A 22,127-nucleotide genomic window follows, 5' to 3' on the forward strand; every position below is an offset into this window, starting at 1 on the left:
AGCGTAAATATTCTGTCGCCTGACAGCGGCGGTCAGGCGATGCAGATAAAATAATCCAGTCACTTTATTAGTTTCGGCGTCAGATTTCCCTGATAAGCATTCTTTTGATTTTTATCAGCTATCACAATGAAATTACAATGTTAGAATCCATGTTAAAACGGCGTGAAGATTTTAGAGTAAATAAAGCCACTCGATGTAGCGTAGCAGGAGAACTGGAAAATTCATACGCATCGGGTGAAGTTATAACAGGATATGGATAAGTGGAAAAATATCTGCGTAGCGGTACCATGTTTGTGGTACTGGCATTTATATTATGGGGGTTAACACCTTTATATTATCAATATTTATCAGGGGGAAATCTCGCACAAATATTGATATACCGGGTGTTCTGGTCAATTCCATTATTACTGGCAGTAAGATTGTTATTTCGGCAGCGAACGCGATTTCATGATGCCTGGAAAGATAAAAAATCTTTTTTCTTCTGCATGATCGCCGGACTTTTGATGATTGTCTCATGGTCATCTTTTATTTATGCGCTAACCCATCATCTGGTACTTGATGCCAGCCTCGGCTATTTTATCAACCCGCTATTTGTTATTGCACTGGGATGCATTTTCCTTAAAGAAAAACTGTCGTTGTTTCAGGCCATCGCCGTTTTTTCCGGTGTCTGTGGCCTGACTTTTCAAATTATCATGCTTCGGCATTTCCCGGCGCTGGCGCTAACCATGGGATTATCATTTGCGCTATATGGCCTGGCGCGAAAGTTTATACATTATGATGTGATGACATCGATAACGATTGAAACATTATGGGCATTGCCTGTCTCACTATTAATTTTTCTCTTTAGCGACACTGGACCAATTATATCCGCTAATACTCCTTTCTTTTTGTATGTTATGACGGCGCCAGTGACAATCATTCCACTGGTATTATTTGCCATCGCGTTAAATCACACCTCGTTGATTGTCACCGGACTGGCGCAATATATAGAGCCGTCTTTACAGTTCTTACTTGCCATTATGATATTTGGCGAGCACATTAATTACGCGGAACTGCTCTGCTTTTGTGCAGTATGGTTCGGGTTGTTTCTATGCATATCTGAAAATTTATATTCCCATTATCTCCGCGCCCGTCTGAAACCGGTGTTCGGCAGGGTACAGCGCTTCTTTCGCTAACAAAGGGCGCAGGGCCGGATACGCGTCTGCGTGACACTCCGCCCCGTCCTTTTATTCTTGTCGCGCCGCTTTAGCCATGATCTTCTTCAGCGCATGGGAAACGGCGACAAAACCGAACGTTGCCGTCACCATCGTCGCCGCGCCGAAGCCAGAGGCGCAATCCATCCGTTTTGGCCCTTCTGCGGTAGCTTTCATCGCGCATACGGAACCGTCCGCCTGTGGGTAAACCAGCGCTTCGGTGGAAAAAACGCAGTCCACGCCCAGCTTACCTTTACTGTTCTTCACTACGCCAAAATTATGTTTCAATCTCTCACGCAGTTTTGCCGCCAGCGGATCCTGGATGGTTTTCGCCAAATCAGCGACCTGGATTTGCGTCGGATCGATCTGCCCGCCCGCGCCGCCAGTGGTCACTAAAGGAACCTTATATCGGCGACAGTACGCAATCAGCGCGGCTTTTGGACGAACGCTGTCAATGGCGTCAATAACATAGGTAAAACCCGCGTTCATATAACCCGCCACATTATCCGGCGTGATGAAATCATCGATAACCGTTACCCGGCACTCCGGGTTAATTTGACGAATCCGTTCGGCCATCACTTCCGCTTTCGCCAACCCAACGTTATCACGCAACGCATGGATCTGGCGGTTCGTATTGGTCACGCAGACATCGTCCATATCAATCAGCGTAATCGCGCCGATGCCCGTACGCGCCAGCGCCTCTGCCGCCCATGATCCCACCCCGCCGATTCCCACGACGCAGATATGCGCCTCAGCAAACCGCTGCAGCGCTTTTTCACCGTACAGACGCGCGGTGCCGCCAAAGCGTTGGCGCCAGGCATCACTTATCACCACTGACATATGACCTCAGAATAAAAAAGGTGAGGTTATTCCTCACCCCTGCTCACTATTTTCAGGCCCGATAGCGATCGCGTTATCGGGCAATCCGGATGTCGCAGAATACCACAATCAGCCGCTAAACACGTTACCGGCGCCCGGCGCGCTTTTTAACACCCAGACGCGACCATAGTGATTATACCATCCGGCACGATGCCCGGCATCCGGGCCAATCCCCTGGTAAATATCAAAGTGCTGGCCTTTAATCGCTCCGCCGACATCCAGTGCGACCATCAAACGTAGCTCATACTGACCGCTAAATTTACCGTTGTTATCCAGCAACGGTACTTCCGCCAACAAGGTCGTGCCAGGCGGAATGATGCTGCGGTCGGAGGCGACGGATGCTCGCCCAATCAGCGGTACAGCGCTGGCACCTTTGACCGGCGCAAAAGATTGCGGCTTAAAGAAGACGAACGACGGGTTCTGCTCCAGTAATTCACGCACTTCCGCTTCGCTGTGCTTCTCTCCCCATTCGCGTATAGCCTGCATCGACATATCTTCTTTTTTCACTTCACCGCGATCGATAAGCACTTTACCAATACTGCGATAAGGCCAGCCGTTTTTACCGGCATAACTAAAGAAGTTCAGTGGACTACCGTCACCGAAATCAATATAGCCGCTGCCCTGGACATCCATAATAAAGTTATCCATCAGCGAATTACTCCAGGCCAGGATGTACTTATCGCTCAGCGCGCCTGCGTAGATCTGGGCGCGGGACGGTAAGCGCCCGCGTTTTGGCGGCATACTATAGATAGGGTACTGGAACGCGCCCTGGCGCGTATGGCGAGCCTGAACGACGGGCGTATAGTAGCCCGTGAACTGGACGTTACCGTAGTTGTCGGTGCCTTCCATCTGCCAGGCATCGATACCAAACTGACGCATAGTACGCGTATCGCCTCCGGAACGTAACCAGTTCTGGACAGCGTTATAGACGTTGCTTTGATTGGTGTATAAACGCGGCGACGCGGAACGGATCTGGTCGACCTGCTCGGCAAAGTCACCAGCATTAATCGGCGCACCCACTGCGTCCGGCTGGTTTACCAGGGAGAAGGGCTGGGTAAATTTCCCGTCCTTATATTGCTGACCGCGATCGGTCGGTTTTGATGAACAGGCAGCCAGCATTGCCAGCATTACGCCTGTCGCCACATATTTTGCCCAACGTCCTTTCATGGTGTCTCGTCTTCTGCGTAATCGAAAGTGCCCGGTGAAGATAACAAACCGTCCGAAGTAATGAAATGCGATCGCGATCTCATTATGTAAATTCGTTTAAAAATCGCGCTATCTGCGGTGTATTTGCGCAATTCATGAGAAATTAGCGATTTATATGAAAAAAGGGTTGCAACAAAAGCTCAGCGGAGTATAGTGCGCATCCACGGACGCGGGGTGGAGCAGCCTGGTAGCTCGTCGGGCTCATAACCCGAAGGTCGTCGGTTCAAATCCGGCCCCCGCAACCAATTACAATGAGAATGCAAGTTTAGACGGACGCGGGGTGGAGCAGCCTGGTAGCTCGTCGGGCTCATAACCCGAAGGTCGTCGGTTCAAATCCGGCCCCCGCAACCAACTTAATGAACACCCTTACGGGTGTTTTTTTGTATCTGTCGTCTGGTCCGCAACAACAGTGCGGGCAGCATCCTACTTACCCGCGCAATAAACTCGCCGTTATCTCAGGTTAACTTCTTCTCGCCAGCGTCGCCCCATCGGCAAAATACGCTTTAATGCCCGCCAGAATCGACTCTGCGACCTGTTGCTGGAACGTCGCGGTCTTGAGCTTGCGTTCTTCTTCAATGTTACTGATAAACGCCGTCTCGACCAGAATAGACGGAATATCGGGCGCCTTTAACACCGCAAACCCCGCCTGCTCGACCTTGTTTTTATGCAGGTCATTAATTTTACCAAGCTGCTTCAACACCGCTTTACCGAATTTCAAACTATCGGCAATGGTCAGCGATTGCACCATATCGAACATCGTATGGTCGACATAACGGTCACCGCTTTTGCTCACCCCGCCAATTAAGTCCGAGGCGTTCTGCGTTTGCGCCAGATATTTCGCCGCAGTACTGGTGGCGCCTTTGGTCGATAGCGCGAATACGGATGAACCGCTAGGCTGCCGGCTGGTGAAGGCATCCGCATGAATAGAAACAAACAGGTCGGCGCGCTGTTTCTGCGCTTTCGCCACCCGGACTTTTAACGGAATGAAGATGTCTTCATTGCGCGTCATATAGACCTTCATGTTGCCTTCTTTTTCGATCAACGCGCGCAGGCGGCGGGCTATCTGGAGCACCACGTCTTTTTCACGCGTTTTGTATTTGCCTATCGCACCGGGGTCTTCGCCGCCGTGTCCCGGATCAAGCATAATGACAATAGGACGATCGCGCCCCGCTTTACCGGGCTGCGGCCCGCTTTGCGAAGGCGGCACCTGTTTATCCAGATCGCCTTTATTGTAGTCTTCCAGCAGCGCCAGCAGCGGATCCTGCATATCCTGCGCATTGACAGGATAAAGATCCATCACCAGACGTTCTTTAAAGCCTGCCACAGGCGCCAGCGCAAATAGCTGCGGCTTCACGTTTTGTTTTAGCTCAAAGACCATACGCACAGTCTTAGGATCAAACTGCCCTACCCTTGCGGATTTGATATACGGATCGTCGCTGCGAATCTGCGCGCCAATGCCTTTAAGCACCGAGTTCAGATTCACATCCTCAATATCTACCACCACGCGGTCCGGGTTACTTAAGGCAAATTGTTTATATTTCAGCAGACGATTCGACTCTACCGTGACGCGGGTATAGCTGGACGCAGGCCAGATACGCACCGCAACGACCTGGCTTACGGCAGCCAGCCCGACCTGGCTCACGCTTAATAGCCACATGGCGCCCGCGCCTTGTAGTAAACGGCGACGGCTGATTGCTGAATTGGCTCCCGACATGCTTCTCCCGAGCAAAAACTAAATAGAGATCATACAAAGTTCATCCAAATTGACCGGAAACTTTAGCGAATGACGCATAATCTGTCATCTATAAAAGGGTAAACATTCTTTTTATATTCACGGCATTACTAAGAAAAGCGATCGGACCGCATAAAATTTACGCTTGCACAGAGGGCAAAAACAGAATAAAAATACACTAATTTCGAATAATAATTCACTAGTGGGGCGCGCAATGATAAAGGAACGTAAAACCGAACTGGTAGAAGGGTTTCGCCATTCAGTTCCCTATATCAACACCCATCGCGGAAAAACCTTTGTCATTATGCTCGGCGGCGAAGCCATTGAGCATGACAATTTTTCCAGCATCGTTAGCGATATCGGGCTACTGCATAGCCTCGGTATTCGCCTTGTCGTGGTGTATGGCGCGCGACCACAAATCGACGCCAATCTGGCCGCGCATCATCATGAACCGATTTACCACAAAAACACGCGGGTGACGGACGCCAAAGCACTGGAGCTGGTGAAACAGGCCGCCGGTTTACTCCAGCTTGATATTACCGCCCGTCTGTCGATGAGTCTGAACAATACGCCGTTGCAGGGCGCGCACATTAATGTCGTCAGCGGCAATTTCACCATTGCGCAGCCGCTGGGCGTTGATGATGGCGTGGACTACTGTCATAGCGGCCGTATCCGGCGCATTGATGAAGATGCGATCAACCGCCAGTTGGATAACGGCGCGATCGTTCTGATGGGGCCGGTCGCCGTCTCAGTGACCGGCGAAAGTTTTAATCTGACCTCAGAAGAGATTGCCACTCAACTCGCCGTTAAATTGAAAGCGGAAAAAATGATCGGTTTCTGTTCTTCTCAGGGCGTTACCAATAGCGAGGGCGGCATCATTTCTGAACTCTTCCCGAATGAAGCGCAGGCGCGGGTGGAAGAGTTGGAAGCGCTGGGCGATTACAACTCCGGAACCGTACGTTTTTTGCGCGGCGCGGTAAAAGCCTGTCGTAGCGGCGTCCGTCGTTGCCATCTGATCAGCTATCAGGAAGATGGCTCGCTATTACAGGAATTGTTCTCGCGTGATGGTATCGGTACGCAGATCGTCATGGAGAGCGCCGAGCAGATCCGCCGCGCCACCATCAACGATATTGGCGGTATTCTGGAGCTTATCCGCCCACTGGAACAGCAGGGCATTCTGGTACGCCGTTCCCGTGAACAACTGGAGATGGAGATCGATAAATTTACCATTATTCAGCGCGATAATATGACTATCGCCTGCGCGGCGCTGTATCCTTTTTTGGAAGAGAAAATAGGCGAAATGGCCTGCGTAGCGGTACATCCGGATTATCGCAGCTCATCGCGTGGAGAAGTGCTTCTGGAGCGGGTTGCCGCCCAGGCGCGGCAAATGGGGCTGAGTAAATTGTTTGTGCTGACGACGCGCAGTATTCACTGGTTCCAGGAGCGCGGTTTCACGCCTGTCGATATTGAGTTACTGCCTGAGAGCAAGAAAAAAATGTATAACTATCAGCGACGTTCAAAGGTGCTGATGGCGGATTTAGGATAACAAGAGGGGCCTGATGGCGCTGCGCTTATCAGGCCTACGCTCGAAAGCATCATTTGGAGGCCGGATAAGCCGCTACGCGTCGCCATCCGGCGAGAACTCGTCTTATCCGGTACGACTGACTTCATCAAATAAGGTGGCTAATCCGCTGCGCCGCTCCGTACGCGTCACAATCGCGCTTGCCAGGATCCGTTCATCGGCATACAGCGATAACCGCCGCCGCGCCCGCGTAACAGCGGTATACACCAGCTCCCGCGTCACGACCGGCGAACGCTGGCTGGGTAAAATCAGCGCGGCGTGATCAAATTCAGACCCCTGTGATTTATGTACCGTCATCGCCCAGGTTGTATCATGTTCCGGCAGACGGCTGGGCTGAACGGACTTGATCGTGCCGTCCGGCATCACAAACCAGACGCGTAACCCCTGCCCGCGATCGAGCGCAATACCAATATCGCCGTTAAATAGCTCCAACGCGCTATCGTTGCGCGCAATCATTACCGGACGCCCTTCATACCAGCGAGAATGCGGGTGCCGCTGAATTTTTCGTTGCTGCACCATCGCCTGCTCAATGCGGTCATTCAGTCCCCTCACGCCAAATGGGCCTTCACGCAGCGCGCAAAGCAGTTGATACTCATTGAAAGCCTGAAGGATTGCCTCCGGCGTCGCTTTCTCATGCAGCAACCGCAGGTAGCGACCATAGCCCGCCAGCGCTTCATCCAGCATCCCGGCATAATCGTCGCTGCTTTGCAATGTACGCTTCTCTATATCGCTAAACCCCTGCTGAAAAACAGCCTGGATTGCCGACCTGTCGCCGCAGTTAATCGCCGCCGCCAGCTTGCCGATGCCAGAATCGCTGCCGAAACGATAGCTCTTTTGCAACAAACAGAGGCTATCGCGTAAAGACGCGGCTTGCGTTCCGGCCCCCGCCGGAATGGCGCTCCCTGTTAGTCGACTTAGCTGTCGGGCGCGTTCCGCCGTAAACCCTGCGTTGACATAGGCGCAAATATCGCCCAACACAGCACCCGCCTCAACGGATGCCAACTGATCGCGATCGCCAAGAAAAATGACCCGCCCGTGCGGCGGCAGAGCGTCAATCAAACGTGACATCATCGGCAAATCAATCATTGATGCTTCATCGACCACCAGCACGTCCAGATGCAGCGGGTTGCCCGCATGATGGCGTAATCGCTGGCTGCCGGGCTGTGCGCCCAGCAGTCGGTGCAGCGTACTGGCGTCCTCCGGTATACGCTTTTTCTGCGCATCGGTAAGAGGAAGCTGACGCAACGCCGCGCCGAGCGACTCCGTCAGGCGTGCGGCCGCTTTCCCGGTCGGTGCCGCCAGCCGGATACGGCAACGTTCGCCATCCGCCATTTGAATTAATGCCGCCAGCAGCTTCGCGACGGTGGTGGTTTTACCGGTGCCGGGACCGCCTGAAATCACGGAGATACGGCGAGTTAGCGCTACAGCGGCGGCCACCTTTTGCCAGTTCACCTCGTCTGTCGGAGGGAATAGCGCGTCCAGAATACGGGATAACTGATCTTCATCTACGGCGATGGCCTGGTTAACCTCGTTAAAAAAGCGCGCAACCGTACGCTCGTTGCACCACATGCGATTCAGGTAGAGGCGATCGCCGCACAGAATTAACGGCGCGGGGCTATCGCCGCAGCTAACCGTCGCAGACGCCAGTAACCGCTTTTTCCAGTCAATTGGCGTAGCCGTTTCGCTTATCCAGGCGACCAGTAAGGGATGCGCCTCCTCCGTTAACGTTAAACGCGACAACGGCAGACACACGTGACCTTCACCTGCGTCATGACTAAGCAGCGCTGCCGCCAGCGTCACGGCGGGATCGTCGTTACCGGCGACGGTTAAAGCAAACTGGGCATCAATGGGCCGTAAGAGTTTTTGTTCAACGGCCTCCAGCAACCGCTCCTGGATTGTCATTGCGCCTCCTCACTCATTTCACCTGCAAACATATCATCCAGTTGGTTAATTAACGCCGCCGCAGGACGAGTGGTAAAAATACCCTGCTGCGGACGTTCGCTATCCACCCCGCGTAAAAAGAGATAGATGACGCCGCCGAAATGGCGTTCATAGTCGTAATTCGCCATTCGATGACGAAGGTAACGGTGCAATGCCAGCGTATAAAGCTGGTACTGCAAATCATAGCGATGCGCCTGCATCGCCGCAGCCATCGCCGTCTGGGTATAAGCGGCGCTATCCTCGCCCAGCCAGTTAGATTTATAGTCGAGCAGGTAATAGCGCCCCTCATAACGAAAAACCAGGTCGATAAAGCCCTTTAACATGCCGCGAACCTGCATGAAATCCAGAGCAGGGCAACCTGCTGAAAGCGGGTCGTATCGACGAATCAACGCATCCAGCTCTCCGGCGGTAAGCGGCTGGGCAATCGGCAGATAAAACTCCATTTCGACCTGTTTTTCACGCCCGGTCAGCACGCTCAGACTAACGCCCGTCTCGTTAAGGGGAACGTGTAACACGGTGTCCAGCCAGCGGGTAAGTACGGGCTCCCATCGCGTTTCAAAACCACTCAGCTCCAGTTTTTCCTGTACCCATTGGGGGTCTATCGGTTGAGTAAAATCAAGCTCTTCAAACAGGCTGTGCAAAAATGTTCCCGGCGATGCCCCGCGAGGAAAGTGATGCGGCGTCATTGCCGGCGCTTCCGCCGCTTCGCCAACGCCTGCGGCGTCAATGTCGAGACGAGGAATAAGATCTTGCGCCACGCTATGTCCCCGCTGCTGCAAACCGGAATAACTGGTGACGCGCCAGCTATCATAAAGCAGACGTTGCAGCGTTCTGGCGCTGAGTTCCGCGTGCGATGCAGCGGAAATTTGCCAGCGGTCGTTATCCGTATTGCCTGGCGTTCGACACACGATATCCTCGTCGCATAGCGCCTCAATACAGGCGCGAAGGCCTGCGGCATCCATCGGTTCGCCTTTTTGCAGGAGTCGCCCAAGCGCGCTTTGGTGCACATCCGTCTCGCCTTTCTTATCGCTGCGACGCCGCACCAGCGGCGCGACGCCGAGGCTGCAATGCCACACTGCACGGGTCAGCGCGACATAAAGTAGGCGCAGGTCTTCCGCCAGACGTTCGGCTTCCGCCAGTGCTATGCTCTCTTCGGCGTGACTAAGGTCCAGCACCGCCTCGTAGGAGTGCCTGTCGTGATAAAAAGCCTGGTCCTGCACGCGGAAATGGGTGATAAAAGGTAACCAGACCAGCGGGTATTCCAGACCTTTCGATTTATGAATGGTGACGATTTGCACCAGATGCTTATCGCTTTCCAGACGTAGTTGCTGGCTGGAAGCATTGCTATCGGGTTCAAGGATATGTTGCGCCAGCCAACGCACCAGCGCATGTTCGCTTTCCAGCTGCGAACCGGCTTCCTGTAACAGTTCGCTAATATGCAGAATATCCGTCAGCCGACGTTCGCCTCCCGCTGTCGCCAGCAGGTTTTCAGCAATATTGCGCGCCGACATTAACGCGCGCAGCATAGGCATGACGCCGCGTTTATGCCAAATCTGTCGGTAGCCATCAAACTCTTCAACAACCGCATCCCACGCATTTTCATCATTGTTAAGCGTTTCGATATCCAGCGCGGTAAGGCCCATCATTGATGTCGCCAGAGCGCTACGTAGCGTATTCTCACGTTCGGGCGCCATCACCGCCTGCAACACCCACAGCATTTCCTGCGCTTCGAGCGTTTCGAATACGCTGTCGCGGTTAGAAAGATAGACGGAGGGGATCGCCAGTATGGTCAGCGCATCCCGTATCAGCGCGGCCTCACGCCTGCTGCGCACCAGCACGCTGATATCCGAGGCGCGAACGGGCCGCGACGAATCGCCATTCGTCAGCAGCGCGTCGCCCGTTTGTCCGGCGCGCAGCCAGTCGCGAATTTGCGTGGCGCACACCTGCGCCATATAACTTTGATAATCGCCCGAACCGCAGCTTTCCCCCTCCATTAGCCACAGGGTCATCGCCGGTTGAGGCGCGTCATTCACTTTAAATTGCAGCGACTGGTTTCTGGGCGCAAACTTTACCGGACTGAAGGGAATATCGCGGAACATAAAGGCGTCGTTCATCTGACTGAACAGCTTGTTAACGCTATTCACCATCCCCGGCGCGGAGCGCCAGTTAGTGTCAAGCGTATAGTGCGCGCTCACTTCGCTGCGAGCCTTCATGTAGGTAAAGATATCCGCGCCACGAAACGCATAAATCGCCTGCTTAGGATCGCCAATCAGCAATAGCGCCGTATCGGGTTGATGTCGCCAGATACGGCGAAAAATACGGTACTGTTGTGGGTCGGTATCCTGAAATTCATCGATCATCGCCACCGGAAAACGGATGCGAATCGCCGCAGCCAGCGCCTCGCCGCTTTCACTACGCAGCGCGGTATCTAAACGGCTGAGCATATCGTCAAACCCCAGCTCGCCGCGCCGTCGTTTTTCCTGAGCCACCGTTTCACGGATCTCTGAGAGCGCTCGGGTAAGAACCAGATCTTTAATCGATAGCGGTTCGCCCAACAGGTTATCAATGGCGACAAACAATGGGTGCTGGGGCGTCACGCCGCCAGCTTTGGTGCGCTCAGCTAAAAAACGCTGTGAAAATTTTCCCAACGCCTCGGGTAATTGATAATTTTTGGTCTCTTCTTGCGCCCACGCGGTGATCTTTTCGATCCATTTCGCCTGATTGCCGCGGTTGAATTTTCTGCGATCGATGCCGGATGATTCGATTAGCGCGTCCAGCTCGCTAACCGCCTCACACCACTGCTGCTTCACCTGGTTGATGCGCGCCAGGATCTGTTCATGACGCGATGCCAGCGTCTCCTCCTGCGATGGCGGCGCTTTAATGACCGGCGCTTCGCCCTGCAGATAACGATCGATATCCTTTAAGAGCGCCTTCGGCCCCTTCCATACGTCAAACACCACCTGCGCGATGTCGCGCGGCAGCGGATAGCAATGACGCCTCCAGAAATCGGCGCAGGCCTGATAACGCAACAAAGATTCGTCTTCAATAAGCTGTTGCTCAAACAACATACCGGATTCGAAAGCGTTCAGGCTGAGCATACGCTGGCAAAAACCGTGGATGGTAAAAACCGCGGCCTCATCCATTTGTCGTTCCGCCAGTAATAACCACTGCGCGGCCTGCTTTTTGTCGCTAATTTCTTCCAGCAAGCGGGCATACAGCGGATTATCCGTGCTTTCTCGCAGACAGGCGATGCGCAACTCATGGATATTACTGCGAATTCGCCCACGCAGCTCTTCAGTGGCGGCCTCCGTAAAGGTTACCACCAGCAGTTCTTCAACGGTCAACGGACGGGGAAATGCGGCACTGCCGCCCAGACCGAGCAATAACCGCAGATACAGCGCCGCGATAGTAAACGTTTTGCCTGTGCCCGCTGATGCTTCAATCAGATGCTCGCCTGTCAGGGGCAAGCGCAGAGGATCAAGAGTCTCGGCGACATCATTCATTCTTTTCGCTCATTAGAGGTAACGTTTGCTGCAATGCGCTGACGTTATCCCACACTTTCCAGCCTGTCGGATGCACGTATTCTGCTTTTCCATTCTGGCTACCGGCAATCTGTGACAATATTGCCATACCTTGTGGTTCCACCACCGCCTGGTGGAAGAAGTCGGCAAGCTTTTGTGGCGTCAGCAATTTTATCTGAGCGATGATTTTATCACGCGAGTCAAAGCGCATATTACCCCGATCGAAATCCTTGCTTAAACGGGATGCTTCTTCGCCCAACGTTTGCGGCGCCTGACGCATTTGCGTAATGATCGCCTGCTGAATTTGGGCGAACTCTTCCGGCTTCATCGCCCTCAGCTTCGCCTCGGCGTCAGGGAAAAATGCCTGATAGCGTTGCCACAGGTAAGAGGGCTGTTTATCGTTGCTCTGTAGCAGGAATCCCATTCCCCACTGACGGCCAACGCTCATCGGAAAGGCGAAAACGGCGTATCCCAGTTGCTCTTCGGTTCGTAGCTGATTGTAAAACCACGGTTGAACAATCTGACCTAACATCGCGCTGTAGGCGGCGCTGACGTACTCGTCGTAGCCGGCCGGGACAAAGACCGCGGCTAACGCAGAGTCGGTGCTACTGCCCGCTTTTTCAAATATTACGGACTGCTTTTTCTCAACCACCACGTCTTTGTTACGACACCACGCCGATCCGTTCGCCGCGAGCTGTTTTTGAACATCTTGCGCCAGAGAGGTCGCCTGGGCTTCGCTCATATTTCCTATAACCAGAAATTCCGGACGAGCGCCCGTTTTTAACGCATTACGATAGGCCATCACCTCTTTCAACGTAATGGACGGCAGCAAAGCGCGACGTTCATCACGGGAAAAATAAGGCACCTGCGAAATCATCTGCACCGGCATAATCGCCTGTTCGTAGGCTTTTCCCTTCTCCGCAGAATCCATCATCTGCGTATACCAGGATTTCGCCTGCGCCAGCTGTTCTTCCGTGGCGTCGTAGCTAAAATATCCTTCCAGCAACGCCAGGAAAAGCTGCGGCAAACGCTGGGTATAACCGTTCGCAGTGACCATCAGACCATTGTTGGCGTTAGTGGAAAAGCTAATGCCGCCCACTGCCGCCTGGTTGCTGAGCTGATCGAGCGCCATTCCCGCCAGATAATCATTAAGGGCGAACAGTACCTGATTGCGGGCGCTGTCCATCGCCTGCGGGTTACGCAATACCACGCTCACGTCAGCTTTTGGCTCGCTGGCGAAATAACGACTCGGCGCATAAACCACGCGCAAATCCGCTTTATCGACAATCAGTTCTGGCCGCACGTAGTTTTTGTCATTCTTCACAAGCGTGAAATCATCAGGAATATAGGGGTTTAACTCCGGCAGCGACAACGCAATGCCCTGTGCTTTTTGCTGCCAGTTTTTAAACGTCTGTTCGCTAATCTTATCGACCTGATAAGGCGCATCCACAAAATACGCAATCTTATTATGGGGTTCCTGGGGACTAATGTACCAGATGCGCGCATTCTGCGGCGTCATCATCGCCAGGCGATTTTTGATAGCGGCAGGATCGTAACGATCGGCGATATTCGCCGCATCCAGCGTATGCGCTACCGGGACGCGGATCATAGTGTCCGCCAGCCATTCGACATAGTCCATATCGCGGGTAATCGACGGATAGCGGAAGTCGAGATCCAGCACATGCGCCAGCTCGTCAAAGTAACGTTTATCTATCCCTTTTTCACGTAACGTATTGAGATAGCTAAAGATAGCTGCGACGACTTCATCACGATTGGCCAAACCTTTATCGGTCAGCGTTGCCGAAATGGCAAATACGCCGCTGTTACCATTAACAATCGGATCGGAATCCGCGCTAATACCTTCGACCAGTCCTTGTTTTTGCAGCCAGTCAGAGAGCGTCCCCGGGCTACGATTGCCAATCAGATAAGAGACCAGTTCATCGGTCTTGCTACGGAACTGCGCGCTATTGTTATCAATACGAAACTCCACGCGCAGCACTTTACGCGGTAGCGCCGGCACGTAATGAATAATGATGCCCTTCTGCGCCTCGGTGATGACAGGTACGGTAATTTCCGGTTTTTTAATCTGTTTATTCGGCACGCGACCATAGGTTGCGGCGGCAATACTCGCCAGTTCCGGCAAGGGTTTATTACTGTAAATCACCGCCTTCATCAGATTAGATGAATAGTATTTTTCATGAAAAGCGATCAACGCCTGTTGCACCGGATTGCCCGGCTTATCGCTTAGCGTTTCCAGATTGCCGCCAGAAAAGTGCGAGCCTGGATGCGCCGGGTTAATGGTTTCGGCGCTTACCTGCGCCATACGCATACCGTCGCGGGTGCGCGCCATCGTCAGCTCGGCATTCACCGCGTTTCGTTCGCGTTCGGCATACTTTTTATCGAGCAATGGCGCGGCAATGGCGTCGGCCAGGCGATCTACGGCGCCTGGTAGCGCGTCGTTTTCAACCTCCAGGTAGAAGGCTGTTCGATAAGGCGCGGTGCTGGCGTTGTGGCTACCGCCATGTCTTTTAAGGTATTCGGCAAGGCTATCCGCCTGCGGATATTTTTTTGACCCCATCAGGCACATATGCTCAAGATAATGAGCAAGCCCCTGATGAGCCTCAGGATCTTCAAGCGATCCAACGGGCACCACTAACGCAGAAAGTGACTTTACAGCCTGCGGATCGGATACCAGCAACACCACCATGTCATTATCAAGACGTATCGCCTGATACTGCCGGGTATCTTTATCGCTTTTACGGATAGTTTCTTGCAGCGGTTGCCAACCGATATCCGCCTGAACTGCAGGCCCCCAGAGGGCGACCAATAACAATAACGCTTTGAACCAGGTGCTGCGGGGCATTCACGGACCTCATCATTAACTTTCATTCCCACTCATCTGTATGGTCACGTAAACCATCGACCTGAGCAGAACGGGATATTATTGTGCTGAACCAGGCAGCATCTTTTTATCAGTCATCAGTCCGTGACGAAGAGCGCATCATAGTCGAAGCCTTTTAATGGCGCGATTTTCATACAATCAACGAGACTGATTAAAACGAAACAGCGGTAACAGGTAATGCCGGGACTGCGCAATGATAGCCTGCAACGTTTCAGATTCCAGCTGACGCCAAAGACGTTGATACCAGATATCTTCGCCTTCGCCGCTCACCATCATGTTGCCTTCATAAGCCTGTAAAAACTTTGTCCTGGCCTTCTGTAAGGTATCATCGTCGTCTAACATGACATCATTTTCAGCGTCATAACAGGCTTTTATCCATGCGCCGCCGCTTTCCGGCAGTACCAATAGCGGAGAAGACATGCCTTCCCGGTAGCCTTCAATCAGTTGCGCCAGGTAAGCCATTGCCTGCGTTTTATCAAGAGGCGGAAATCGCCATTCTCCCTCTTTGCGCAAAAACAGGCGACTTTCGCCACTACCGCCGCTGGCACAATAGACAAGGTGTTCCAGCCAAAGTTGCACACCTTGCGCAACGCTGATTAAAGCGGGACGCCAGCGCAATAATCCATCCTCCTGTACCTGCGGTAGCCAGCCGGTTAGCTGAACGCCATTGCAAAGCAGATCCACTTCCAGGCTTTGGCTCGGCTTACGGCAGGCGATGACCCGGCTTGCCAGTTGCTGCATCTCCTGACATTGCGCATCCCAGAATATTTCGCCAAACGCGCCGTAAGGCAGCTCTCCCGCTGCCCGGAAACGGCGGAACAAGCGTTCGACGTCGTCCTCTTCAACCAGCGTATTGAGCAACTGTTGGTTAAGTTGATATCGCGTCAACCCCTCTAATTCAAACGGTTCCGCATCAGGAATCTCACTCTCTTCCGAGCGGAAATTAACCTGAAGCCGCATCTGAAAAAATGCGCGTACCGGATGGGCCCAAAAACGCTGCAGACTTTCCAGAGTCAATGTTTCCGGCATCGTAAAAGGAAGCGGCTGCACAAAGTCAGAATGCGCTTTTCCCGACTGACTCGCCGCAGGCAACCACTCTCTGGCATAACTTTGCTGTTCGCCGGGTTGGTAATTTTGCGCATCAAAAGGCATACGGGTATGCAGACGCGTAATATGCGCTTTGACTCGTGCTTCGCTCTCATCACAGGTCAGCATTTCGTCGCCCGGCAAATAGTGGCTTTGCCCGATGTAATCCACCAATTCTTGCACCAGTACAGAGGGAAAGCGTTCGCTATTATCCTGGATGGAGCGACCGATGTAGCTGATATACAGCGTTTGCTGCGCCGAGATTAACGCTTCCAGAAACAGATAGCGGTCATCGTCGCGACGGCTTCGATCCCCGCGCATGGGTTTTTGGCTCATCAGGTCAAAGCCCAACGGCGCAAGCTGGCGCGGGTATACGCCGTCGTTCATTCCCAGCAGGCAAACGACTCTGAACGGAATGGAACGCATCGGCATCAGCGTACAAATATTGATGGGGCCCGCCAGGAAGCGCTGGCTAATACGTTCCTGATCCAGACGCTGCGCCAGTTCATCCCGCAGTAGCGAAATCGGTACCGCGTCGCCATATTCCGCCGCGACGCCTTCGGCGATAATGGCCTGCCACTGCTGTTCAATCAATGTCATTGCCGCTTCCGTGTCCGCATCGGGCAGGAAGAAATCATTGAGCATGTCGCGACAAACGGGCAACCACTCTTCCAGCGGTCGCTCCTGCGCCAGACCGCGCCGCCAGATATTAAGCTGCATCAGCAGCGAAGCCAGATGCCCGACCAGCTCAGCAATCAGACCGCTGGATTCGTCATAAGGCAGAACCGACTGCCACTCGCCTTGGGCGCTTTCCATCGCATACCCCAGCAGCATACGCGTCAGGCCAAATTGCCATGTATGCTGTCCCGTGGCAGGAAGTTCCAGCTCGCGTACGTTGTCATCGTCAATTCCCCAGCGAATGCCTGACTCATTGACCCACAAGCGCAAATAACGCAGCCCTTCTTCGTTGATCGTAAAGCGGGCAGCCAATACCGGTACGTCTAACAACGCCAGAACATCCTCGGAGACGAAGCGGCTGTCCGGTAACGAAAGTAGGCTGATAAATGCCTGTAACACCGGATGTGACTGACGCGCCCGCCGATCGGAAATGGCATAAGGCAGATAGCGCTCCGTTGGCGCGCTACCAAATACCGCCTGGATAAACGGGCTATAGCTGTCAATATCAGCCACCATAACGATAATGTCGCGCGGCGTTAGCGTCGGATCGGCTTCCAGCATCGCCAGAAGGCGATCGTGCAGTATCTCCACCTCGCGCTGCGGGCTGTGACAAACGTGAAAAGAGAGGCTGTTATCTTCGGGATCGAGCAGACGCTTATTGTCGCTGCGCGAATACTCCTCAAGGTTTACGCCCGCCACCGCATGGCTTTCCAGTTCAAGAATATCCGCCTGAATCCGATGCAAAAGATTATCTGGCGTAATATCAACAAACGCATCCAGCTCCTGGCTGTTTTCCAGTTCAGATAGCAGGTAGATATAATCCCGCCCCAGTTTTCCCCATGAGGCCAGTAGCGGATTACCGATATCCTGTTCACCGTCGCTGTTAAATAAGGCTTCCGGATTCTGGTTTTCACGGAACAACGGTAAATGACGGTCTTCAAAACTGTGACGACGCTGGCGAGCCATGAGTTTTGCCAGCCAGGCTGGGTCTTTAATGTCCCCCCAGTAATACCGACACGGATTAGTAAAAAGGAGATGAATTTCAATATGTTTGCCCAGCGCCTGCAACGCTCTGAGATACACTGGCGGTAACGCGGAAATGCCGCAAATAAAAACGCGGGACGGCAACCCTGGCGGGCAGGCGGTCGCGCTTTCCAGCGTTTGAATAAAGCGTTGGTAGAGATTGGCGCGATGCCAGCGCGGCTGCCCCAGCGCGGCGGTATATTCCACCAATGCTTTCCACAGCGGCGCCTGCCAGTTTTGCGCCTCCCCCAGACCTTCCACGGTTTCTCCCGCCTCCCACTGCGTAAGCCAGTCAGGCCGATAAACCAGATACTGATCGAACAGGTCGGCGGCGCGCGCGGAAAGCTGAAAGAGTTTGCGTTTATCAGTGTCGTCGGTCAGATAATGGCGCAGCAGTACAAACTCATCCTTATCCAGCAACTGCGGCAGCAAGGTCATCAGTTTCCAGCTCATGCTTTGTTTGCTGAAAGCGCTTTCTTTGGGGATATCCGGCAACACGCGGACAAACATCTCCCAGATAAAACTCGCCGGTAACGGAAAAGCGATATTCGCCGCAATACCAAACTTTTGTGAAAGGGTCATCTGCAGCCACTGCGCCATACCCGTGCTTTGAACCAGAATCATTTCTGGTTCAAAGGGATCATCCAGCCGCTCGCGTTCGACGATGAACTCCATCAACGCTTCCAGCACATCCAGACGATTGGAGTGGTAGACCCTTAACATAATTACTCCTGACGATTAACGATTTGGACAATGCAAGCGCGTCATCTGCCCCTGCCTGCCAGAGGGTGAAACCATCGTGACGCTGATGCTGACACATCCCGATTGCGTTGTCTGCATCCGGTTGGCCTTCCAGCCTTCAGCAGGCGAAAATGGATACAGCGCCGTTTGCTGCCACGCCTGCCGCCAGATCTGGAGATACTGGTGTCGTAATGCAAAACTGTGCATTAATACCCGCTGATAGCCTGACAGCGCGGTGACGATCATTACCATTAGAACCATCGCCACTAAAACTTCCGGGAGGCTAAACCCGCGTTGTAAATTCAGGGGATGCGACATAACGCCACCTCTTTTAACGGACAAAAATCACTCCAGCCGTGGGGAGAAAAGACAATACTTCCCTGAATGACGTTGCCCAAACGCCATAACGTCATGCCGTCATCTTGCGCCGCCATCACCACCTCATCCCCCGATAATCTCCGCAAACAGACTCTTGCTCCTGAAGAGGAATAGCGCCGACATTCCATTTCGGTTACGCCTGACCATAGCTGCCCCCGCCCCCATTCCAGCGCCGACTGTACGAGCGCCTGGCGTTGTATCGCCAGGCTCTGCGTCGTCACGCGGGCGGCATAGCTGGCCTGCTGCTGATTTACGCCTTGCAGTAGCAGACTACCCAGAATCAGTATTAAAAGCGCCAGTATTAGCGAAGAAGCGCCACGTTCCCGATTCACAGATTAAATCCCGTTACGCTGTATTGCGCGTCAATAACCGTCTGAGGCTCGGCTTTGCTGGCGCCGCGCAGATGCAGCATGAGCACTGGCGAGAATCCCGTTATATCCCGTCGCTCAACGGTAAAAGCCGTGATGAGTACCGTATTGGGATCGGTCATTTTTTCCCATCCCTTCCCCTGGCAAGATGTTGCTCCGCGTAATGTTTCCAGAACGTTATCCTTCATACGGAACCCGGTCTGGTCGGCCTCTTTCGCCGGTATGGTATCCCAGACACCGTTATTATTCCCGTCCCACTGAACGATGACGCATTGCCCCTGTTCAGCAAGATGTAACCCTTCGCCAATACAGTGGCCATGACAGTAACCCGCACGTTGAAGATGCTTCGCTACGGTATAGGTTCGCTGCCAGATTTCATCTTCCAGCGATAACTGTCGCGTGTTGTGCCAGATCTCACGCTGTAGCGCCGGTAAAAATCGTGCGGATCCAAGCAGTAAAATGGAACCTATCACCATCGCCAGCACAACCTCCAGTAGCGAGAACCCCCGCGTGGTTATTGACACGTGGCGGCCTCGTTACGCTCGCATAGCCTGATTCGCCCCCAGGAGGAGACGACCAGACGCCACTCTCCGGCAGCGTTTTTCAGTACGATGTGCCCTGCCCATGCCGTATTGCGCAAGCCAAAGAAGGCTAACGATGGCGTGATATCGGCAAGGACGACATCACGCCAGTCGGGCGTAAACACAAAGGGGGAAGATGGCGTACACGATGTTTGCGTAGCAACAGAGCTGACAAAGCACCATGAACCACCTTCGCTGACCACGCGAAGAATGTGATCGCGGTTATGCCAGTGAGCGTCCTCACGAAGTTGCAGCAGGTAATCCCGCACCTGACATGCGGTTTGCCACAGGCGCTGTTGCTGCTGCCAGCGTTGCCAGCCATAAAGTCCTGTGGCGCTGAGAATGATAATGAGCGACATCGCGACCACCGTTTCAATGAGCGTATAGCCCTGTTGTTTTTTCATGTCGGCAGTATGGCGGGCGGAAGAAAAATAACGAGCGCCAAATACAGATTGTTCGGCGCGTTACGGAAAAAAGTTCATGTCTTGCAGCGCGTTGCAAAATTTCAGGAATGCGCGCCGAAGATTGAGACGAAGGGTAAAAAAAACCGACGCGCAATGACGTCGGTTATGGCAGGATCGTCAACGCTTAGATAGCGACCGGCGCTTTAATACCGGGGTGCGGATCATAGCCTTCAATTTCGAAATCATCGAACCGGTAGTCAAAAAGCGAATCAGGTTTACGCTTAATGACCAGCTTCGGCAGCGCGCGCGGTTCACGGCTTAATTGCAGGTGCGTCTGCTCCATATGGTTGCTGTACAGGTGCGTGTCGCCGCCGGTCCAGACAAAATCGCCGACGTCCAGGTCGCACTGTTGCGCCATCATATGCACCAGTAACGCGTAGCTGGCAATGTTGAACGGCAGACCGAGGAACACATCGCAGGAGCGTTGATAAAGCTGGCAGGAGAGTTTTCCATCTGCGACATAAAACTGGAAAAAGGCGTGACACGGCGCCAGCGCCATCTTATCCAGCTCGCCGACGTTCCACGCAGAAACGATAATACGACGAGAGTCCGGGTCGTTTTTAAGCTGGCTTAAAACCGTGGCGATCTGATCGATATGGCGGCCATCCGGTGTTGGCCATGCCCGCCACTGCTTACCATAAACCGGGCCTAAATCGCCGTTCTCATCGGCCCATTCGTCCCAGATGGTGACATTATTTTCGTGCAGGTAAGCGATGTTGGTATCGCCCTGCAAAAACCATAGCAGTTCGTGAATAATTGAACGTAAATGGCAGCGTTTTGTCGTCACCAGAGGAAAGCCTTCCTGCAGGTTAAAACGCATCTGATGGCCAAAAATGGAAAGCGTGCCGGTGCCGGTACGGTCGTTTTTCTGTGTGCCTTCATCCAGCACTTTTTGCATCAGTTCTAAATACTGTTTCATGGTTCCTCAGGAAACGTGTTGCTGCGGGCGGCGGCGATATGCCCAAACCATCATGATCGCGCCAGCGATAATCATCGGGATAGAGAGAATCTGCCCCATGCTGATGTACTGTACCCACGCGCCGGTAAATTGCGCGTCCGGCTGGCGGAAGAATTCAACAATGATACGAAACGCGCCATAGCCAATCAGGAATAATCCGGAGACTGCGCCCATCGGACGCGGTTTGCGAATAAAGAGATTAAGAATGATAAACAGCACCACGCCTTCTAATGCCAGCTCATACAACTGGGAAGGGTGGCGCGGCAATACGCCGTAGGTATCAAAAATAGGCTGCCATTGCGGATGTGACGGCAGCAGCGCAATATCTTCCGCGCGTGAGCCAGGAAAGAGCATGGCAAACCGGAAGTCAGGATCGACGCGCCCCCACAATTCACCGTTGATAAAGTTGCCCAGACGCCCGGCGCCCAGGCCGAACGGAATTAACGGCGCAATAAAATCAGACACCTGAAAGAACGAGCGCTTCGTGCGCCTGGCGAAGATAATCATCACCAGTATCACGCCGATAAGCCCGCCGTGGAAGGACATACCGCCGTCCCAGACGCGGAATAAATAGAGCGGGTTATCCAGAAACAGAGGGAAGTTATAAAACAGGACATAGCCAATACGCCCCCCCAGGAACACCCCCAGGAAACCTGCATAGAGTAAATTTTCAACTTCGTTTTTGGTCCAACCGCTTCCCGGACGGTTAGCACGACGCACCGCCAACCACATCGCGAAAACGAACCCCACCAGATACATCAAGCCATACCAGTGAAGCGCGACGGGCCCAATTGAGAAAATGACCGGATCAAAGTCCGGAAAATGCAGATAGCTACTGGTCATCTGTCACCACAATTTCTTGTTATTTCGCTGAAGAGATAGCGATTGATAAGC

Annotated in this window: 15 protein-coding genes and 2 tRNA genes; 4 read left to right on the forward strand and 13 right to left on the reverse strand. The window is 53.3% G+C overall.

Annotated features, from left to right (window positions below):
• Window positions 1-287 precede the first annotated feature (287 nt).
• Complete coding sequence (rarD, locus tag ACLJRE_RS01395; protein WP_014343890.1) at window positions 288-1,175, forward strand: EamA family transporter RarD; 888 nt, start codon at window positions 288-290, stop codon at window positions 1,173-1,175.
• A gap of 51 nt (window positions 1,176-1,226) precedes the next feature.
• Here the strand turns inward: rarD and tcdA are convergent, their stop codons facing one another.
• Window positions 1,227-2,033, reverse strand: a complete 807-nt coding sequence (tcdA, locus tag ACLJRE_RS01400) for a tRNA cyclic N6-threonylcarbamoyladenosine(37) synthase TcdA (protein ID WP_000117748.1) — start codon at window positions 2,031-2,033, stop codon at window positions 1,227-1,229.
• Window positions 2,034-2,141: 108 nt separating this feature from the next.
• Complete coding sequence (gene mltA, locus ACLJRE_RS01405; protein ID WP_000678621.1) at window positions 2,142-3,239, reverse strand: murein transglycosylase A; 1,098 nt, start codon at window positions 3,237-3,239, stop codon at window positions 2,142-2,144.
• A 207-nt stretch (window positions 3,240-3,446) separates the two neighbouring features.
• Between mltA and ACLJRE_RS01410 the strand changes: the two genes are divergently transcribed.
• Both ACLJRE_RS01410 and ACLJRE_RS01415 read left to right on the forward strand, forming a co-directional pair.
• A tRNA-Met gene (locus ACLJRE_RS01410) sits at window positions 3,447-3,523 on the forward strand.
• Between the two features lie 29 nt (window positions 3,524-3,552).
• Window positions 3,553-3,629: transfer RNA gene (locus ACLJRE_RS01415), tRNA-Met, on the forward strand.
• Window positions 3,630-3,738: 109 nt separating this feature from the next.
• On the opposite strand, the gene amiC is transcribed toward ACLJRE_RS01415, so the two are convergent.
• Window positions 3,739-4,992 (reverse strand): N-acetylmuramoyl-L-alanine amidase AmiC, encoded by a 1,254-nt coding sequence (amiC, locus tag ACLJRE_RS01420; protein ID WP_023212730.1) that lies wholly within the window; start codon window positions 4,990-4,992, stop codon window positions 3,739-3,741.
• A 232-nt stretch (window positions 4,993-5,224) separates the two neighbouring features.
• Between amiC and argA the strand changes: the two genes are divergently transcribed.
• A complete protein-coding gene (argA, locus tag ACLJRE_RS01425) occupies window positions 5,225-6,556 on the forward strand; it encodes an amino-acid N-acetyltransferase (RefSeq protein WP_023212729.1) in 1,332 nt (443 codons plus the stop codon).
• 102 nt (window positions 6,557-6,658) lie between these two features.
• On the opposite strand, the gene recD is transcribed toward argA, so the two are convergent.
• The 10 genes from recD to lgt form a co-directional block, all read right to left on the reverse strand.
• Window positions 6,659-8,494 (reverse strand): exodeoxyribonuclease V subunit alpha, encoded by a 1,836-nt coding sequence (recD, locus tag ACLJRE_RS01430; protein WP_023212728.1) that lies wholly within the window; start codon window positions 8,492-8,494, stop codon window positions 6,659-6,661.
• Window positions 8,491-12,036 (reverse strand): exodeoxyribonuclease V subunit beta, encoded by a 3,546-nt coding sequence (recB, locus tag ACLJRE_RS01435; RefSeq protein ID WP_023212727.1) that lies wholly within the window; start codon window positions 12,034-12,036, stop codon window positions 8,491-8,493. The genes recD and recB overlap by 4 nt, the downstream gene beginning before the upstream one ends.
• The gene (gene ptrA, locus ACLJRE_RS01440; protein WP_023212726.1) at window positions 12,029-14,917 is read right to left on the reverse strand and encodes a pitrilysin; all 2,889 of its coding nucleotides are present in this window, start codon (window positions 14,915-14,917) and stop codon (window positions 12,029-12,031) included. The genes recB and ptrA overlap by 8 nt, the downstream gene beginning before the upstream one ends.
• A 177-nt stretch (window positions 14,918-15,094) precedes the next feature.
• A complete protein-coding gene (recC, locus tag ACLJRE_RS01445; protein WP_023212725.1) occupies window positions 15,095-18,466 on the reverse strand; it encodes an exodeoxyribonuclease V subunit gamma in 3,372 nt (1,123 codons plus the stop codon).
• 15 nt (window positions 18,467-18,481) lie between these two features.
• Window positions 18,482-18,802: a prepilin-type N-terminal cleavage/methylation domain-containing protein gene (locus ACLJRE_RS01450; protein WP_000019294.1), complete on the reverse strand. Its 321-nt coding sequence runs from the start codon at window positions 18,800-18,802 to the stop codon at window positions 18,482-18,484.
• Window positions 18,787-19,194 carry a DUF2509 family protein gene (locus ACLJRE_RS01455; RefSeq protein WP_001078532.1) on the reverse strand — a complete coding sequence of 136 codons (408 nt, stop codon included), beginning with the start codon at window positions 19,192-19,194 and terminating at the stop codon, window positions 18,787-18,789. The genes ACLJRE_RS01450 and ACLJRE_RS01455 overlap by 16 nt, the downstream gene beginning before the upstream one ends.
• Complete coding sequence (locus ACLJRE_RS01460) at window positions 19,191-19,754, reverse strand: prepilin peptidase-dependent protein (protein WP_023212724.1); 564 nt, start codon at window positions 19,752-19,754, stop codon at window positions 19,191-19,193. Before ACLJRE_RS01460 ends, ACLJRE_RS01455 begins: the two co-directional genes overlap by 4 nt.
• Window positions 19,745-20,215: a prepilin peptidase-dependent protein gene (locus ACLJRE_RS01465; RefSeq protein ID WP_000744668.1), complete on the reverse strand. Its 471-nt coding sequence runs from the start codon at window positions 20,213-20,215 to the stop codon at window positions 19,745-19,747. The genes ACLJRE_RS01460 and ACLJRE_RS01465 overlap by 10 nt, the downstream gene beginning before the upstream one ends.
• Before the next feature lie 184 nt (window positions 20,216-20,399).
• The gene (gene thyA / locus ACLJRE_RS01470) at window positions 20,400-21,194 is read right to left on the reverse strand and encodes a thymidylate synthase (RefSeq protein WP_000816247.1); all 795 of its coding nucleotides are present in this window, start codon (window positions 21,192-21,194) and stop codon (window positions 20,400-20,402) included.
• A 6-nt stretch (window positions 21,195-21,200) separates the two neighbouring features.
• Entirely contained in the window at window positions 21,201-22,076 is an 876-nt protein-coding gene (gene lgt, locus ACLJRE_RS01475) for a prolipoprotein diacylglyceryl transferase (protein ID WP_000204645.1), read from the reverse strand.
• Window positions 22,077-22,127: the final 51 nt, after the last annotated feature.

Origin of the sequence: Salmonella sp. SAL04157, from assembly GCF_046551635.1 — a bacterium.
In the GTDB taxonomy this organism is placed as follows: domain Bacteria; phylum Pseudomonadota; class Gammaproteobacteria; order Enterobacterales; family Enterobacteriaceae; genus Salmonella; species Salmonella enterica.

Bases quoted from the DNA above. Each gene is read 5' to 3' on its own strand.
- rarD (WP_014343890.1), top strand. From the start codon at position 288: ATGTTTGTGGTACTGGCATTTATATTATGGGGGTTAACACCTTTATAT.
- tcdA (WP_000117748.1), bottom strand. From the start codon at position 2,033: ATGTCAGTGGTGATAAGTGATGCCTGGCGCCAACGCTTTGGCGGCACC.
- mltA (WP_000678621.1), bottom strand. From the start codon at position 3,239: ATGAAAGGACGTTGGGCAAAATATGTGGCGACAGGCGTAATGCTGGCA.
- amiC (WP_023212730.1), bottom strand. From the start codon at position 4,992: ATGTCGGGAGCCAATTCAGCAATCAGCCGTCGCCGTTTACTACAAGGC.
- argA (WP_023212729.1), top strand. From the start codon at position 5,225: ATGATAAAGGAACGTAAAACCGAACTGGTAGAAGGGTTTCGCCATTCA.
- recD (WP_023212728.1), bottom strand. From the start codon at position 8,494: ATGACAATCCAGGAGCGGTTGCTGGAGGCCGTTGAACAAAAACTCTTA.
- recB (WP_023212727.1), bottom strand. From the start codon at position 12,036: ATGAATGATGTCGCCGAGACTCTTGATCCTCTGCGCTTGCCCCTGACA.
- ptrA (WP_023212726.1), bottom strand. From the start codon at position 14,917: ATGCCCCGCAGCACCTGGTTCAAAGCGTTATTGTTATTGGTCGCCCTC.
- recC (WP_023212725.1), bottom strand. From the start codon at position 18,466: ATGTTAAGGGTCTACCACTCCAATCGTCTGGATGTGCTGGAAGCGTTG.
- ACLJRE_RS01450 (WP_000019294.1), bottom strand. From the start codon at position 18,802: ATGTCGCATCCCCTGAATTTACAACGCGGGTTTAGCCTCCCGGAAGTT.
- ACLJRE_RS01465 (WP_000744668.1), bottom strand. From the start codon at position 20,215: ATGAAAAAACAACAGGGCTATACGCTCATTGAAACGGTGGTCGCGATG.
- thyA (WP_000816247.1), bottom strand. From the start codon at position 21,194: ATGAAACAGTATTTAGAACTGATGCAAAAAGTGCTGGATGAAGGCACA.
- lgt (WP_000204645.1), bottom strand. From the start codon at position 22,076: ATGACCAGTAGCTATCTGCATTTTCCGGACTTTGATCCGGTCATTTTC.